Source organism: Nonlabens ponticola (assembly GCF_003966335.1).
In the GTDB taxonomy this organism is placed as follows: Bacteria; Bacteroidota; Bacteroidia; order Flavobacteriales; family Flavobacteriaceae; genus Nonlabens; species Nonlabens ponticola.
Genome location: NZ_CP034549.1, coordinates 351,704 through 368,619, shown reverse-complemented (window position 1 = coordinate 368,619; position 16,916 = coordinate 351,704). Strand labels below are relative to the sequence as shown.

Genomic DNA, 16,916 nt, shown 5'->3' with positions numbered 1-16,916 from the left:
ATTGTTACATGTCTAGTTGATCGCTACCATCATCTGCGCCACTGTCATTGCTATTCATGCCGTCAACATACTCCGCACAATTGACCTCGATGGACAAGTTAGATGGCTTAGGGAATGGCTCTTTTGAAATGCCTAAAGATTCATTAGCATATACACCTTTCATAAAGCTACCCCAAATAGGTAATGCCATGGTAGCACCTTGACCATAGGTCGTACTATAAAAGTGTACCGATCGATCTTCACCACCAACCCAGACGCCGCTCACAAGATTAGGCACCATGCCGATGAACCAGCCATCGCTATTATTTTGGGTAGTACCCGTTTTACCAGCAATATCATTCTCTAGTTTATAGGGATAGCCGGTAAGCACTTTGCCATATCCTTGTTGTCCACGCCAGGTATCTCTCAAACGCGCGCCGCTACCAGACTGCACCACGCCTTCCATAAGTTTTACCGTTGTGTAGGCTACTTCTGGGTTCATGACATCTTTTGATTCTGGCACATATTGAAACAATACGGTACCATTTTTATCTTCAATACTGGTAACCAATACTGGCTCGTTGTAAATACCACCGTTTGCAAAAACGCCGTATGCCGCTACCATTTCATATAAACTAACATCTGCAGTTCCTAGTGCTAGGGAAACGGTAACATCAAAATTATCGGTATCTATTCCCATGGATTTTGCTCTATCAACTACCGCTTGAGGGCCAACCTCATCCATCAACTGTGCGGATATAGTATTTGTCGAGCTGGCTAGCGCTTCTTTCATGGTCTTGAGGTTACCGTAGCCACCACTGGAGTTGCTAGGTGTCCAGTCCTTGCTCAACCCATAACGACCTGCTGGAATGGTGTACTCACCATCTGAATAGATTTTACAAGGTGAGTAGTGCAGCAAATCAATAGCCGTTGCATATAAAAACGGTTTGAATGTTGATCCAGCCTGACGCTTACCTTTCTTCACGTGGTCGTACTTAAAGTGCTGGTGATTGATACCACCTACCCAAGCCTTAACATGTCCTGTTTGTGGCTCTAGTGACATCATACCAGCCTGCAAGAATTTTTTATAATATCTTATGGAATCCACCGGTGTCATGACAGTATCAATATCGCCGTTCCAAGCAAAGATGGTCATGTCTGTCTTTTCAAGGAAGCTGTCCTTGATTTCTTGCTCGCTTTTACCTTGAGCTTTCAGTATTCTCCAACGGTCTGACCTGCGCATAGCGCTGGCTATGATCTTTTCATTAATTTCTTTTTCGGTTACATCTCTAAATGGTGCCGTGCTCAGTTTTTTGTTCTGATCGTCAAACTCTTCCTGTAGGTTTGCCATGTGATCGGTCACGGCTTTTTCTGCAATCTTTTGCATGCGGCTGTCGATAGTCACATTGATGCGCAGTCCGTCACGTCTCAAATCATAGGGTTCACCTGTTTCTGGATTAGGATTTTCTTTGATCCATTTGCGCAGGTCTGCACGCAAAAATTCTCTAAAATAGGTTGCCATACCATCGTTATGACCTTCAGGATTATAGTCTAGCTTGATAGGCTGTTGTTTGAGACTGTCTTTCATGGCCTCGCTCATCTTATCATTGCGCACCATTTGCACAAATACCTGATTGCGTCGCTGCAACGACTTCTCTTTACTCACGGCACGACGTGGATTGTACTGTCGTGGGTTTTTAAGCATGGCAACGATCACCGCACTTTCCTCTACATTCAACTCGCTGGGTTCTTTGCCAAAATAAATACGTGAAGCCGATCGCACACCATCTGCTTGATACAAGAAGTCAATCTGGTTGAGGTACTGCGCTATGATTTCCTCTTTTGTGTACTGTTTTTCAAGACGTATGGAGATGATCCATTCCTGTAGTTTCTGGATGATACGAGCCACGATATTCTGGCTAGGACGTTCCGTAAAGTAATTTTTAGCAAGTTGTTGCGTGATCGTACTGGCACCACCACGACTTCCTAAAAAGGCCACGGCGCGCACGGTTCCATATCCGTCAATACCGCTGTGTTCGTAAAAGCGTTCATCCTCAGTAGACACCAGGGCGTCTACGAGATTTTGCGGTAGATCCTCAAAATCTACTGGCGTGCGGTTGTCTTTGTATATTTTTCCCAAAGTCTCTCCATCTGCCGATATGATTTCGGTCGCGAGGTCTGTTTCTGGATTCTCTAATTTGGTGTGATCAGGCAGTGATCCAAAAAGTCCAAGACCCGTCAATACAAATAGTAAGACGACCAATCCTATACCTGTTGCTACGATCTTCCAGAATAATTTGATGTTTCTAGAGAGATCTTCCTTGCGCTGTTTTTGTTCTTTAGTTGTTGCCATCGGGCATGTGTTTTTCAATAATATAACCTACGTCTAGTACGCCATCCAGTTGTTCAAGTGGTTGTGCGTCACCATTGCGTCTCATAGCTTGTTTAATGGTGAGATTGTGGGTTCCGCTTTCGCGAAAGCTAACACCTCTCTTATACCATAACTTATTTTCAATCAGATCTTTACCGGTTCCTAAAAACCTACCTTGAGAGTCTGCCATCTCGTACTGCAATGTATCTGTAACGATTTTTCCTTCTGGAAATTTTAATTGACTGATCAACCATAGATTTTTAAAAGCATACTGTTGATCATTGCGCACATAAAAGAATACATCATAATCATTGATGCTGTCTGGTGGCGTGATTTCAAACTCAACTGGCGCGTCATAATCCCATGAACCTTGAGCTATGGTTACCGTGTCGCTATCTACTAGTTGGTCATCGCAGCTGGTCAACAAACATAAACACAAGACGCCCCATATGTAAACATAGTTGCGCATCATTCCTTAGCCGAATTATTGTTTTGACTACCGCCTTTATTGGTGCGTTTAGGCCTGCGGCGCTTATTACTGGATGGCTTATTGCCACTGGTAGTTTTTTGAGCTACTGGCTTTTTTGAGTCGTTAGGTTTATTGCCGCCTTTTTTTTTCTGATTTGTATTCTTAATGCGGGTATTATTACCGCTGGATTTGCGATTATTGCGTCTTTTCTTGCGTTTGCCACGTTGCTTGGTAGCTTGATCAAATCGAGTAAGGCTGTCTTGTCCTACCACATTCTCAAAGCTCACTTTTTCCTCTATGATCAGTTCGCTAGCGTATTCTTCAATGCTGGCGACTTTCTCCTTGGCTTTGTTCTTTTTGACGATCTCATGAACTTGGTCTGTTGTGAGTACGTGCCAGTTCATCCACTCACCATCATAGCAATACCACATCAGGCCTTTGAAGATATCTACCTTTTGGCACAACGCGACGCCTTTTTCTGTGTATAGCTTTTGATTCTGTTTTGGGAACGTGCTCAACGCATCTAGGTATGAGTCTAGCTCATAGTTCAAGCAGCATTTGAGCTTACCGCATTGCCCGGCCAGTTTTTGTGGATTGAGTGATAAATTTTGATATCGGGCGGCACTGGTCGTTACAGATCTAAAGTCTGTCAACCACGTGCTACAGCACAATTCTCTACCACAAGAACCTATGCCGCCTAATCTTGCAGCTTCTTGTCGCAGGCCTATCTGGCGCATCTCGATGCGCGTCTTGAAGGTGCCTGCATATTCCCGTATTAATTCACGGAAATCCACGCGCTGGTCTGCCGTGTAGTAAAAAGTAGCTTTGGAACCATCACCCTGAAATTCAATATCAGAAATTTTCATTTGTAGTTGCAGGCGTATGGCTATCTCGCGAGCATTTATCTTCATTGCATCCTCACGATCTCTAGCAGCTTTCCACTTGTCGATATCGGTTTGATTGGCAATGCGGTAGATGGCGCAGATTTCTTCTGGATCCTGCTTTACGCGTTTACGTTTCATCTGTACGCGCACCAACTCGCCAGTAAGTGTTACTATCCCAATGTCATGACCGCTGTTTGCCTGTGTGGCAACAATGTCACCTATCTTGAGTTGAAGATTATCCTTGTTGTAGAAGAATTCTTTTCGGCTGTTTTTAAAACGTACCTCTACATATTTGAATTGTTCTTGACCATCGGGCAAATCCATGTTTGCCAGCCAGTCAAAAACGGTAAGTTTATTACATCCAGAAGTACCGCAGGTACCATTATTTTTACAACCGCGTGGCGAGTCACCACCAGTTCCACAACTACTACAACTCATTGAACTATCTTATATATTGGAATCCAGTCGCTTATGCGCTGGATGAATCATCTGTCACCTAACAGTAAATATAGGTAATATGCGATACAACGAGTAGTGCTGTCACAAGATTGCGTGGCTAGACCATGCCGCGCTCTTTCTGGATCGTTTCATAGGCTTCCTGCACCTTGCGGAATTTCTCCTCGGCGCCCTTGCGGTAGGCATCGTCCATATCGATGAGTTTGTCGGGATGGTATTTTTTGGCCATGGTGCGGTAGGCCTTTTTTACCTCATGATCTGGAACGGACTTGTCAATTTCAAGAATCTTATAGGCGTTGTCTTGATCCTTTACAAACATTGCCTTGATAGAAATAAAATCTCGCTGTGATAACCTTAAATAGCCAGCAATCTGAGATAGTACGCTTACTTCTGGGCTGCTCACGTGACCATCTGCCTGTGCAATGCCAAACAAGAAGTGTAGGATTTGCAAGCGACTTTCATACCTAGTGCGTGCATTCAAATATTGACAAATACGTGCAGGATTTACTTCACGCTTTTTGACGACTTCATTAAAAACCTTAAAGATCGCATTTGCTCGATCCTTGCCGTAATTGCTTACAAAATACTGACGCACATAGTCCAGCTCGTTTTGCGTGACCTTTCCATCTGCTTTGATGACGATGGATGTGAGTGATAACAAATGAAGTTCAAAATCTTGTGGACTTACTCTTGTGCTTTGAGTACGCTGTCTTGTTGGGTTTCCTGTGTTGACCTGTGCATTAGTAAACAAGGTGTACAGCCAGCGTATGACCAAGAATAAAAATATGTAACCAAAAATCGACATGCCTAATTATAAGCGGCAAAAATAAGCAATAGCCACGCCGTCATCAATCCTCTTTACGGTAGCTTTCCTTGAGAATATAAATGTCTTCTATGAGTGCGTCGATTTCCTCCTTTTTAGTACCGTCATAGGACCTACCACGCAGGCGACCTTCCTTATCGACAAGCATGAAATTCTCTGTATGAATCATGGCGTATTCACCGCCAAATTTATTCTTCTTGGCAGCTAGGTACGACTTTCTAGCAAGGTCATAAATCTCCTTTCTATCACCAGTGACTAGATTCCATTTATCATCAATAACGCCTTTTTTATCAGCATAAGCACGCAGGACACTCACACTGTCTTGCTCCGGTGTGACGCTGTGAGACAGTAGCAACACCTCTGGATCATTTTTAAATTCCTCTTGTAGCAGTGTCATGTTCTCGGTCATGATTGGGCAAATTCCAGGACATACTGTGAAGAAAAAATCGGCTACATAAATTTTATCGTCATAGAACTCATCTGTAATCGTGTCGCCGTTTTGATTGACAAGTTTAAAAGGTGCGATCTCATGATACTTTTTTACAAAAACCTTGCTGTCATCTACCAGCGTTGGGTCAAACTGGTCTGGTTGCAGAACGGCCAACTGTTTTTCAGGAGTGAGCGCATACTGGAAAGAAGCCATGATAGCCGCACATAATAGCACCATAAAGAGAATGCGATACTTGTTTTTCTTGAGAAAATCCTTCACGTGAGAGCTTTGTTACAAATTTACGACCTTTACTGTAGTTAGGACGTGATTTTAGGGCGCTCCTGACAGGTTTCAATGGGTTTTTCAAGATGAAGATCGACTGGTGTTTATGGGTTTTTATGGTGTTAGCTTTCGCGAAAGCTGACTCTTTAATAGCGCAACAACATACCACAGTAATCGACGTATCAAACGACGCCGTGCAAGCATGCATTGCCAAATCCAGATTGATATCATCAATTCCACAGAAAAATGCCTTTGTATCTCAAGACAACTATGACGTACTTGCGGTAGAATTAGAGCTAGACATCGATCCGGATATGGATGCCATGAGTGGAGAGATGACCATGGATTTTAAGGCAACTGAAAACCTAAATCGCATATATCTAGATTTTGCCGACGGCATGACTGCAGAAACTGTTACTAGTGATGCAGGTTTGACAACTATTACTGCAATAGGCAATGATTTACTACAAATTGATTTTGAAAACGCCATTGCTGCTGACAATCAGGTTACTATTTCAATAGCGTACTCTGGTAATCCTGAGGGAACAGGTTTTGGCAGCTATGCGAGACGACAGCACGATGGTCAAGGCATCATCTGGACGCTATCAGAACCTTATGGAGCCAAATCATGGTGGCCTTGTAAACAGGATCTTAATGATAAAATTGATGCAACGACGGTTACACTTAACGTTCCCTATGGCAATACAGGTGTCTCCAATGGCTTGTTGATTGAAGAGCTTGATAATGGCGCGGGCAAGACATATACCTGGCAACATAATTACCCAATTCCTGCTTACTTGATTGCTTTTGCGGTGACTAATTATGAAAAGTTCACACAGGAATATGAGAGCGATTTAAGCGCATTTAATATCAATAATTATGTGTATCCAGAGGATCTAGAGCGCGCGAGAAGCGATCTAGCGGTGACACCACCGATGATGTCATTTTTTGAAGAATCTTATGGTGTTTATCCTTTTAAGGATGAGAAATATGGACATGCGCAATTTGGTTGGAATGGTGGCATGGAACATACTACCATATCATTCATGGGTACATTTAGTTTTAATTTGACCGCTCACGAGCTAGCGCATCAATGGTTTGGTAATAAGGTGACCTGCGGCAGTTGGCAAGATATATGGATTAATGAGAGCTTTGCTACCTATGCAAATGGAAAAGCGATACAAAAATTAAAGGGAGAAGATTCATTTAAAAGCTGGCGAGAAAGCAGACTTAGATCCATCACCAGCGCGCCAGACGGTAGCGTTTATGTTCCCGCGGCCGATACCTTAAGCGTTTCAAGAGTTTTTAATGGCAGACTGAGTTATAATAAAGGAGCCATGGTACTCAATATGCTTGAAGATCGATTGGGTGCCGATGTATTTAATAGCGTGCTTAAAAATTTCCTGAATAATAACGCATTGGCTTTTGACTATGCCAAAACAGAGGATTTCCTAAGAGTTGCAGAAGTTACAAGCGGTCAAGATCTTCGAGAGTTTTTTGACGATTGGATTTATGATGAAGGTCACCCATCTTATCAGGTCACCTATTCACAGGATCAAAATCTAGAAGTGAGCCTAGATATCGAACAGACCACGAGTCACGAGAGTGTAGATTTATTTGAGGGTCAATTGCCACTGCGACTTGTAGGTGAGAACCAGACAAGAGATATTCTGGTAGATATAAATGCAAATCAAATACAAATCGTGCTTGACGATATTGACTTTGCAGTCACTGATGTAATGATTGATCCAGAAACTAAAATCATTTCAAGTCAGAATACGGCGACTTTGAGTATGGATGATTTTGATACGGCACAACTCAGGTTATACCCCAATCCAGCGCGTGATTATTTTATTGTGGATGGAATGGAAGGTAGGATGGAGCAGCTCATCATATATGATTTGCAAGGTAGAATAGTGGATCAATATCAAGATGCCAATGCCAGCCGATTTGAAGTTCCTGCGACACCTGGAATGTATCTGGTGAAAATCATGCTGGACGATACCACTCTATTAACTAGGTCTCTACTTGTGCAGTAATAGATAAGCGTTTGATTTCTCTCTTTTTGTTGTGAGCATGCAACACTTTTAAAGTAAGCGTATAAAAACTTATTTTTGCAGGCTGTTAACCTAATCTGCTCTATGCATCCTACTGTTGTTTTAATCATCAATTTCTTGATGAGTCTTTCCTTACTAATCGTGCTGCATGAGTTAGGTCACTTTATTCCTGCCAGATTATTTAAGATCAAGGTGGAGAAATTCTACCTATTTTTTGACATTAAATTCTCTCTATTCAAGAAAAAGATAGGCGATACCGTTTATGGAATTGGGTGGTTGCCTCTAGGCGGTTATGTAAAGATCGCTGGTATGATCGATGAGAGCATGGATAAGGAGCAGATGGCACAACCGGCACAACCATGGGAATTTAGATCAAAACCAGCATGGCAACGATTGATTGTAATGTTAGGTGGTGTTATTGTCAATGTATTAGTAGGTTTTATTATTTATGCTGGAATCATTTACTCGCAGGGAACACTTGAAGCGACAGGTGATGATTTTAAATATGGTTTTGGTTTTCCAACGACGCTAGAGAAGATTGGCTTTGAGCAAGGTGATCAACCTTATCTTGTGAATGGCGATACATTACCTTATGCACGCGACCTGAGTAAATATTTAGTTTTCAGAGATGTTGAGACAGTTACTGTATTACGTGAAGGTCAACCAGTAGAGATTTCAATTCCAGACGACATAGGTGATCGCATGTTTAATGACGGGGTCAATGGAGCTTTTGCGTATAGAAGGCCTATGGCACTTGACTCTATCGTTAAGGGATCAATTGCTGATTCTATTAATTTGAAGCTAGGAGATAAAATTGAATCCGTCGCTGGGTATCCTGTAGAATATCAGACGGATGTTGCTTATGCCATGAATAACTTTGTCACTCCTGACTCTACCTTCACAATGGTTGCAGTAAGTGATGGTCAACGAAGAGAAATCAATGTCAATTTAAGTTCGTCACGAATTGCCAACGGTTTTGGTATCTATTCTTTCATGGATATGAGAGAAATAGTTGATCTGAAAACAAGGGAATATTCTTTAGGGGAAAGTCTCGTGGCCGGAGTCTCTCGTGGATACTGGACGATGCATGATTATGTGGTGCAGTTCAAATATGTATTTACTAAGAAAGGCGCAGGGCAGCTAGGCGGTTTTGGGACCATTGCGAAATTGTATCCTGATACATTTAATTGGTTAGAATTTTGGAGCACGACAGCTCTTATATCTTTTATACTCGCCGTGATGAATATTTTGCCTATCCCAGCACTTGATGGTGGTCATGTGATGTTTTTACTTTATGAGATCATTACTGGTCGCAAACCAGGCGATAAGTTCCTTGAGCGTGCACAAATCATAGGAATATTGCTACTGCTGGTACTTATGTTGTACGCCAACGGTAACGATGTGTATAAATGGTTGTTTGGTTCCTAGAGCCGATCAAAATTTTATCCAAAATATTGGCACACATTTTTAAAACATATTATATTTGCCCTCGCTTAAGCAAATAGCTTGAGTTTGTGTATATCACAGTCCTCCTTAGCTCAGTTGGTTAGAGCATCTGACTGTTAATCAGAGGGTCCTTGGTTCGAGCCCAAGAGGAGGAGCTTCAAATCCCAATCAGTAATGGTTGGGATTTTTTGTTTTACCAAGTTAAAGTTGTCTATTTTCGATTGGCCCCTCTTAATCTCAGTATTTTGCAGATATGAAAAAGATCCTGTTTTTGTGCTTGTTTGTGATTGCATATCAAGCAATCTCTCAAAATACGTCCACAACAAATCCCAGAGTATTAAAAAATAACGTTCGCTTGAGCTTCCTGTCTGTGGAGATGCCTATAGATGAGTTTCCGCAACTTGATGATCGCATGGGTATCGTTGGTTTGCGATACCAAGTTCCAATTAATAACTGGCTTTATGCGGGAGCTGGATTTCACAAAGCTATCACGGGTGATCAAGGTGGATTATTTACACTAGGAGTAGAGCTAGGTGCGACTACTAGACTCGTGGGTAACTTACACGCAGACGCTAATTTTCATTTTGCAGGTGGTGGTGGCTATAGGTTTCTTGTCAATGACGGTGCTTTGATTAATGCTAGTGCAGGTGTTAAATATAAGTTCAACGACTTTGCGGTAGGCCTAGCATATAATCACTTCAATTTTTACACTGGCGAGATTGAAGATAACGCTGTTTCGATATTTGTTGATGTTCCTAGTCTATTCAAAGTATCAGACTATAAGGATGCAGGAAAGCAATACGATCTGAATCTAGATAATGAATTATGGAATGAGCCGGCTGTCAAAACAGTGCTTATGGGTAGGCTAGACGTTCTACACACAATGGGAGATTCAAAAGATGACCGCGGTAATGATTTGCAACGCAATTTATATAGCGCAGGATTTGAATACCAGAAATACTTAAAAAGCAACACATATCTATATGTGCGTACGGACGCCATTTATAAAGGACTGCGCGCCGGTTATATGGATATCTTTTTGGGAGGTGGCTACAATATCGTGGACACAAACTACCTGAACTTGTTCACCAAATTTGCAATCGGTGCAGGTGGCGGTCGTGTATTTCCAGAAGGTGGATTAACCATATGGCCAGAGGCTGGATTGGACTTAAAACTCCATTCAAAAATTTACCTCACAGGTCGCGGTGGCTATTATAGAGCGCTTGACGGTGATCTTGAAGCATACACGTATGGAGTCGGATTGAAGTATGTCAATCTAGTCGGTGGCTCACGATCTCCTGACAATAGTTCCAACATCAAAACAAAATCTCAAGGAATACGAGTCGAGCTACAAAACCAAACCTATCTAGACATTGCCAAAACTGATAGTCCTAACGGATTGGAAGAAGTCGACTTACAACTACTGGCGGTAAAATTCAATTTTGATTTGTCACCATATGTGTATTTGACTGGTGAAACCGGTTTTGCTTATGCTGGTGAATCTGGTGGTTATGCACATGGAATGGGCGGCCTAGGATTTTATTCACCTTCATTCTTCAACGACAAAGCAAGATTTTACGGTGAATTTCTAGGTGGTGCAGCTGGTGGCGCAGGTGTCGACACAGGTGAAGGAATTGTTATGCGACCTACCATAGGACTATTATACGTTCTAGATCCTAATCTTTCACTAGTTGTATCAGGTGGTAGGTTTATCGCGCTAGATGGTGATACTAATAGCACTAACTTTAATATCGGTCTTAGTTTTAACTTCTCAAGTTTGTGGCAACGCTAGTCTAAGAATATTTCTGATTCGGCTTAAGTGGTCATATACAAAGATTGTAAGTGACGTTACCCTTTCACTCTACCATATGAGTGATGACCAATTCATTGATGGTGGGTTCCATTTCTTGAAGCACAGCATGTAAGTTTCCAGAAGATACTATGCTATCATCATCTAATATAATATCACATAAGAGCAAATTAATGCTGCTCCATAATTGATTCGTGAGATTAATTTTTTCTTTCCAACTCACTGTTGATTTCGCTGAGTTTGGTTTGAGGTCATCAATCTTATTATTGACCTGTTGAAGTAGATTGATTTTTAAATCCTCTGCAGCAGTTGTCGTCATATCTATTAGAATAAAACAAATTGATCACCTTCTACTAATCGCTCTTCTTTTATAGTACTAGGTAGATCGCTCATGTATTTATACCTGTCATAGAAGCCACGGTCATAATCTTTTACCAATTTATCACCTATAGGCTTGAGTAACTCCAGTCCATTTGCACTGGGTTGCTTTATACTAGATGATATAGGGTAAGCATTAAAACCGTTGTCATTAAATGGCTTCATCATGGAGCTAATTTCCTTTACATCAAGTGATGGGTCTAACCATTTTTTCTCATCGCTTTTTTTAAGAATAAGCGGTGCCCTATGATGTCCTATCGCGCTGGTAATGCGATTGCCAGCTGTAGTTATCATCGCTACTGTGTGATGCAATTCACCAGACAATGGGTGTCGCCATGTGTCATAAATTCCAGCAATGGCAAATGGTCCACGATCACGATTAGGATAAATAACATACGGCTTGTTAAGCTTTTGCTGTTTAGGCCCTTCAATAATCGCATCTACTAATATGATACAACGTTGCGATCTTATTGCATGTCTAAACATAGGCTTGTTAAATATGCCCATTGTGCCTTTATAATTACGATCATTTTCTTCGTTGCGCCCACCTTCTGCACGGGCGTTTATGAGATAAGTCTGTTTATGTGCCCAGTGCGGTGTGAAACCCCAAGTGAACAATTGAATCTGCTTAGGATCCTGCATAGTTATAACAGGAATTTCTTCACCTACACTTGTGTTAATGTTTTCTTTTAATAATCCCGCTTTCGCGAAAGCGGAATCAAAACGTCTCTCTAACAATGCTTGAGGCGTAATTACTGAAGCTCTACCACACATAACTTTAATATTTGGAAATAATCCTAAGACTATTGCGATTATTGATTCAAATATATGGAATAAATCCTATAATTAGGAAATAATCCACTGTTAAAGTTGGAAATGTTCCTAATACTACTATATTTGTCACATGGCACAAGACATTTCTATAGAGGCGCGACGCTTTAAACAAGTAAGAGAAGATCAAGGTAAAACACAAAGTGAGTTTGCATCAATGCTTGACGCAGGTAGCACAACTGCAGATATTGAACGTGGTAAAAAGAAGATTACCGGCAAAATTGTGTCAGAATTGCTACGTCAATTCAATATAAATCCGCTATGGCTATACGGTAACAGCTATAATAAAGAGCTTGAGACAAGTCCTAATACAGCGCCAAAAATCATTACGATGGACAGCACAGACCGTGAGAACATGATCATGGTACCCATCAAGGCAAGTGCTGGATATGCGAGCAACGTACAGGATACAGACTGGTATCAGGAACTGCCAGCTTTTAATATACCGCTACCTCAATACAAGGAAGGTAGTTACAGGGCTTTTCAGGTCAAAGGTGATAGTATGTTGCCCGTGCTACAACCAGAAGAATGGGTTATGGCAAAAGCTGTTGAGAGTATAAGACAAGCCAATCAATCGCGTATTCATGTTGTAGTGACAGACGATACGGTAGTGGTGAAAAAGCTGGTCAAGCAAGACGGCTCAGATCAGGTTAGTCTTATCTCGCTCAATAAAGATTATCCGGTCATCGAGCAGCCTATCGTTGACATTAAGGAATTATGGGAAGTAAATTCAAAACTAAGTTTTGATCTTGATGTTCATGAAGGTCAAGAAGCGATGCTCTCGCTCAAGAAAGGGCTTGATAGCCTGCGTGATGAGATAGCAGGAATAAAAAAAGGAACCTGATATAGGTTCCTTCTATAATTATATTCTTTGAGTTTGTGATCAATCAGGATCGTTTGATGTAGGATTAGTGTCATAACTTTCATCGTCATCACTATCCTCAGCATCTGGCGCTAGGGTTTCTACTTCAACTTCCTTCTCATCACGACAGCTCACTAGAGCAGGAGCTGTGATTGCCATGATCATCAAACTTAAAAATATCTTTTTCATCTTAAGGATTAATTAGTCGTTGTCACCATCTTCGTCTTCTACCTCTACCTCAACATCAGTATCTTCCATTTCATTTTCCATGTCTTCACCGGCATCTTCCATGTCGTTGCCCATGTCCTCGGCAGCGTCCTCCATGTCTTCACCAGCATCCTCCATATCGTCTGCTACTTCTTCCATTTCTACCTCTACGCTTTCAGACTCTTCTCTACATGAAGTGGTGAACATTGATACCGTAAATAATGCTACAAATAGTAATGATAATTTTTTCATTGTTGGTTGTTTAAATGATTAAGAGGTAAATATATAAATATCCCAGTAAATGCAAAGCTTAAGTAAACAAAAAGGCCATTCCTGATGGAATGGCCTTGAAATAATTTAATACTCGACTAGTTATCGTCGCCTATTTCATCGATTTCTTCATCGATCTCCTTGTTGACTTCAGCGTCTACTGCGCTTCCAGCTCTTTCTAGGATACCTTCAGATTCTTCAGCAGCATCTTGAGTTTCTACCTCAACTTCTCTTACGATAGTCTCAGTTTCTTTTTCAGTCTCGCGACATGAGGTAAATGCAGTAGCTGCAATGAATAAAACGGCAATTGCTAGGGTTACTTTTTTCATGGTTGAAAATTTTAATTAAGGGAACAAATGTATTTTAAACTGATAATCCTATTGCTAATGTATTATTAATTTTTTAGACGCTATAACTGTGGGTTTTACCTTTAAATAAAAGATTAGCTATGAGTTTCAATAAGATGTTCACGTTCCTTAGAGAGTTACAAAATAATAATAGTAAGGACTGGATGGACGAGCATCGGGATGAATATCATGATGTAAAAGACTGGTTTGTGAGCTGGCTTAATGAGTTGGATGAGAAGCTGGCTAAAGTGCACGATACCTATCATAAAACCGAGGGAAAAAAAGCCGTCAATCGAATCAATAACAACCTATTATACCATCCTAACAAGCCCGTTTATAAAGACCACTTTGGTGCTGGACTGGACATTGACAAGAGTAGCAATTATGGTGATTTTTATATTCAAATCGGGACTAATGGTAGTTTTATTGCTGGTGGATTCTATAAGCCTAAAAAGGAAGTTCTTGATTCTATAAGGGACGCCATCGATTATAACGGCGAGGAACTCAAGAAAATAATCAGTAAAAAGTCGTTTAAAGAAACCTTTGGAGGTCTCATGACTGATGATGACAAGCTTAAAACATCACCTAAAGGTTATTCCCAGGATCATAAACACATCGAGCTGCTGCGTCGCAAGAGTTTTGCCGTGAAACATGATGTAACTCAGAAAGAAATCATGCAATCAAACTTTCAAGATAAATGTGTTGAGATCTATAAAGAGATGCTGCCCTTTAGAGAATACCTGAATAAAGCTGTAACCGTTTAGTCTTGTTTATAGACTTTTAAAACAGCGCCCATACCGTAACTATCATGACCAGATCTCACTAATTTGCTATTAGGATTGTAGGATAGATCAAATTTTTGCCAGGTTTTATTATTGAAGAAAATACGTCTAACCCATGTTAATGGTGCATCCACTTCATCAGTAAACGGTAACAGCGGTCTATAGGTAGTGGAAACTTTTTCAAATCCTGTTCTTGTCTTTATCTCGCGATATTTTTTAGCATCAATGAGTTTTCCATCTGGATAAGTGTAGCCTAAAACCTGAATGGAGGCAAAAAGTCCGTTTTTAGGTATCTGGATGCCGTACTCTTCTACATCAACGTTGTAAACATCTTCAGTTTCCTGATTGATGATGAAGGTATGATCTGGATAATTGCTTTTGTCAGTTGGTGATCCGTCAACATTTACGGCATAAAATTGTAATCTAAACAATGTACTGAATTTGCGCACCTTTCCCTTTCTACGACCAGATTGTTCTTCAACAATTACGGGTAGTAAAATACTTTTGATCTGGGTAGGTTGACTAGCTGATCGCTCAAACTTGACCGCAATCTCAGATTCTACTGTTGGCAACCAGCTATTGAAGTAATCATCATGCTCAATAGCATCAATTTCTTTTTCTTTGAATTTACCGTCTAGTTTAGCTCTTACCACTACGGCGTCAAGTTCATCAGTATCCGGATACAGTTTTAACACAGGTACTAAATCTGCAGTCGCAATTGATATAGTTTTATATCCTAGAGAACTTATAGTAAGAGAATCAATTCCTGGATACCGCTTTCGCGAAAACTGAAACTTTCCGTCATCATCTGCAAAAGTGCCTCGACCATCATTAAAACTTATGGTAGCAAATGCGAGTGGCTCATTGCTATCACCATCTACAAGTTGATAGACCTGTGCCTGCATGGTAAATAAGCTTAATAGGAAACTAATTAATAACCAGCTTTTCATCTATAGATTTTAAATGGGTAACAATCTCTCGCGTCGCGCCTGTATTACTATTGATCCAGTGTCCACAAATCATTCCAGTCTTTTCACGCAAATAATCATCAGTCAGTAAACGATGTATTTGATGTGAGAACTCGTCTGCGGTTGAGATTGAAAACAAACCTCCTAGATCTTCTAATTTTCCAGCTTCAGGATATTTTTCATAATTCTTACCTATAATCACAGGTACACCATAGGTTGCTGCTTCTAGGATATTATGTAAACCCGTATTACCCATGGCGCCGCCTACATAGGCGACGTCTGCATAGCTGTATATCTTAGTAAGTAAGCCAATGGTATCGACCACAAGAACAGTATCTTTTTCTAGATCTTGCGCAGCGCCCTCTTTAATATCACTCCAGTAAACTGGTTTAAAACCTATATTATTCTCGATATTTTTAAGCGAGTCGGCATGGATCTCGTGCGGCGCAATGATGATTTTGCAGGCTTGATCGTGCTTGTTTTTCTTGATGAAATCTTTGAGAACCTGCATGTCTGCCGGCCAGCTGCTGCCTATGACCAGACACTTTTCTGTGCCTACAAACTGGTCGATAAGCTCAATTCGATTATCTCTCTCGATCAATTGGCTAGCCCTGTCAAATCTGGTGTCGCCAGAAACGCTCGCATTTTCAAATCCTAGCTTTTTGAGTTCGCGCAACGAAGATTCATTCTGCAGGAAAAAATGGTCAAAAGCTTCTAGCGAGCTAGTCATCCAGCTGCCGTACCAGCAGTGAAAGCTCATTTTTTCTCTGAAAATACCGCTCACCAATATGGTTTTGACCTCACGACGCTTGAGTGCGTTCAAATAGTTGGGCCAGAATTCATACTTGACCATGATCGCCAGCGACGGCTCAACCAGGTCCATGAATTTAGAAACATTTGAGACAGCATCGATGGGCAAGTAGGTGACTACATCTGCCAGTGCGGTGTCCTTTTTATTTTCATAGCCTGATGGCGAGAAAAATGTCAGGATCACTTGGTATTCTTTGCGATTCAATTTTTCCAGCACGGGAACGACTTGCTCATACTCGCCTAAAGACGCTACGTGCACCCAGATTTTCGGTAAGGTGCTCTTGACTTTGGTGTCAAGAAGGTGCCAGGATTGTTCCCGACCTTTGGCTCCTAACTGCAACTTTTTGTTGAAGAATCCAGCTAGTGGTAAGCACGCTTTCGCGAAAGCGGAACCCGTATCATATAGACTTTTTAATATAGGCATAGAATTTCAAAAATAGCACTTTTGCACGGG

The 16,916-nt window shown here is 41.1% G+C and carries 17 protein-coding genes and 1 tRNA gene; 6 read left to right on the top strand and 12 right to left on the bottom strand.

Annotation, left to right across the window (positions count from 1 at the left end; genetic code table 11):
• Nucleotides 1-4 precede the first annotated feature (4 nt).
• The 5 genes from EJ995_RS01510 to EJ995_RS01490 form a co-directional block, all read right to left on the bottom strand.
• Complete coding sequence (locus tag EJ995_RS01510; RefSeq protein WP_126444928.1) at nt 5-2,332, bottom strand: penicillin-binding protein 1A; 2,328 nt, start codon at nt 2,330-2,332, stop codon at nt 5-7.
• Nucleotides 2,319-2,822 carry a gliding motility lipoprotein GldH gene (locus tag EJ995_RS01505; RefSeq protein ID WP_206482256.1) on the bottom strand — a complete coding sequence of 168 codons (504 nt, stop codon included), beginning with the start codon at nt 2,820-2,822 and terminating at the stop codon, nt 2,319-2,321. Before EJ995_RS01505 ends, EJ995_RS01510 begins: the two co-directional genes overlap by 14 nt.
• Nucleotides 2,819-4,141 (bottom strand): PSP1 domain-containing protein, encoded by a 1,323-nt coding sequence (locus tag EJ995_RS01500; protein WP_126444926.1) that lies wholly within the window; start codon nt 4,139-4,141, stop codon nt 2,819-2,821. Before EJ995_RS01500 ends, EJ995_RS01505 begins: the two co-directional genes overlap by 4 nt.
• A 118-nt stretch (nt 4,142-4,259) precedes the next feature.
• Nucleotides 4,260-4,964 (bottom strand): tellurite resistance TerB family protein, encoded by a 705-nt coding sequence (locus EJ995_RS01495; protein ID WP_126444924.1) that lies wholly within the window; start codon nt 4,962-4,964, stop codon nt 4,260-4,262.
• Between the two features lie 43 nt (nt 4,965-5,007).
• Nucleotides 5,008-5,691 (bottom strand): SCO family protein, encoded by a 684-nt coding sequence (locus EJ995_RS01490; RefSeq protein WP_241234670.1) that lies wholly within the window; start codon nt 5,689-5,691, stop codon nt 5,008-5,010.
• A gap of 89 nt (nt 5,692-5,780) precedes the next feature.
• Between EJ995_RS01490 and EJ995_RS01485 the strand changes: the two genes are divergently transcribed.
• From EJ995_RS01485 to EJ995_RS01470, 4 genes are all read left to right on the top strand, one after another.
• A complete protein-coding gene (locus EJ995_RS01485) occupies nt 5,781-7,733 on the top strand; it encodes a M1 family aminopeptidase (protein ID WP_126444922.1) in 1,953 nt (650 codons plus the stop codon).
• 138 nt (nt 7,734-7,871) lie between these two features.
• Entirely contained in the window at nt 7,872-9,179 is a 1,308-nt protein-coding gene (gene rseP, locus EJ995_RS01480) for an RIP metalloprotease RseP (RefSeq protein ID WP_126448833.1), read from the top strand.
• A 99-nt stretch (nt 9,180-9,278) separates the two neighbouring features.
• Nucleotides 9,279-9,352 (top strand) — tRNA-Asn (locus EJ995_RS01475).
• Between the two features lie 98 nt (nt 9,353-9,450).
• Entirely contained in the window at nt 9,451-10,989 is a 1,539-nt protein-coding gene (locus tag EJ995_RS01470) for a hypothetical protein (RefSeq protein WP_126444920.1), read from the top strand.
• 64 nt (nt 10,990-11,053) lie between these two features.
• Here the strand turns inward: EJ995_RS01470 and EJ995_RS01465 are convergent, their stop codons facing one another.
• Both EJ995_RS01465 and EJ995_RS01460 read right to left on the bottom strand, forming a co-directional pair.
• Nucleotides 11,054-11,326 carry a hypothetical protein gene (locus EJ995_RS01465; protein WP_126444918.1) on the bottom strand — a complete coding sequence of 91 codons (273 nt, stop codon included), beginning with the start codon at nt 11,324-11,326 and terminating at the stop codon, nt 11,054-11,056.
• Nucleotides 11,327-11,331: 5 nt separating this feature from the next.
• Nucleotides 11,332-12,159 (bottom strand): SOS response-associated peptidase, encoded by an 828-nt coding sequence (locus EJ995_RS01460; RefSeq protein ID WP_126444916.1) that lies wholly within the window; start codon nt 12,157-12,159, stop codon nt 11,332-11,334.
• A gap of 130 nt (nt 12,160-12,289) precedes the next feature.
• Between EJ995_RS01460 and EJ995_RS01455 the strand changes: the two genes are divergently transcribed.
• Entirely contained in the window at nt 12,290-13,060 is a 771-nt protein-coding gene (locus tag EJ995_RS01455) for a LexA family transcriptional regulator (RefSeq protein WP_126444914.1), read from the top strand.
• A 39-nt stretch (nt 13,061-13,099) separates the two neighbouring features.
• On the opposite strand, the gene EJ995_RS13120 is transcribed toward EJ995_RS01455, so the two are convergent.
• The 3 genes from EJ995_RS13120 to EJ995_RS01445 form a co-directional block, all read right to left on the bottom strand.
• Nucleotides 13,100-13,267 carry a hypothetical protein gene (locus tag EJ995_RS13120; RefSeq protein WP_164549857.1) on the bottom strand — a complete coding sequence of 56 codons (168 nt, stop codon included), beginning with the start codon at nt 13,265-13,267 and terminating at the stop codon, nt 13,100-13,102.
• A gap of 12 nt (nt 13,268-13,279) precedes the next feature.
• The gene (locus EJ995_RS01450) at nt 13,280-13,537 is read right to left on the bottom strand and encodes a hypothetical protein (RefSeq protein WP_126444912.1); all 258 of its coding nucleotides are present in this window, start codon (nt 13,535-13,537) and stop codon (nt 13,280-13,282) included.
• 116 nt (nt 13,538-13,653) lie between these two features.
• A complete protein-coding gene (locus tag EJ995_RS01445; protein WP_126444910.1) occupies nt 13,654-13,884 on the bottom strand; it encodes a hypothetical protein in 231 nt (76 codons plus the stop codon).
• A 119-nt stretch (nt 13,885-14,003) separates the two neighbouring features.
• Here EJ995_RS01445 and EJ995_RS01440 point away from each other — a divergent pair, with 119 nt between their 5' ends.
• On the top strand, nt 14,004-14,666 hold the full coding sequence (locus tag EJ995_RS01440; protein ID WP_126444908.1) for a DUF2461 domain-containing protein: 663 nt from the start codon (nt 14,004-14,006) through the stop codon (nt 14,664-14,666).
• Here EJ995_RS01440 and EJ995_RS01435 read toward each other — a convergent pair.
• Together EJ995_RS01435 and EJ995_RS01430 are read right to left on the bottom strand one after the other, a co-directional pair.
• Nucleotides 14,663-15,634 (bottom strand): carboxypeptidase-like regulatory domain-containing protein, encoded by a 972-nt coding sequence (locus EJ995_RS01435; protein ID WP_126444906.1) that lies wholly within the window; start codon nt 15,632-15,634, stop codon nt 14,663-14,665. The two genes, EJ995_RS01440 and EJ995_RS01435, sit on opposite strands and share 4 nt — an antisense overlap.
• On the bottom strand, nt 15,612-16,886 hold the full coding sequence (locus tag EJ995_RS01430) for a 3-deoxy-D-manno-octulosonic acid transferase (protein ID WP_126444904.1): 1,275 nt from the start codon (nt 16,884-16,886) through the stop codon (nt 15,612-15,614). The genes EJ995_RS01435 and EJ995_RS01430 overlap by 23 nt, the downstream gene beginning before the upstream one ends.
• Nucleotides 16,887-16,916 lie beyond the last annotated feature (30 nt).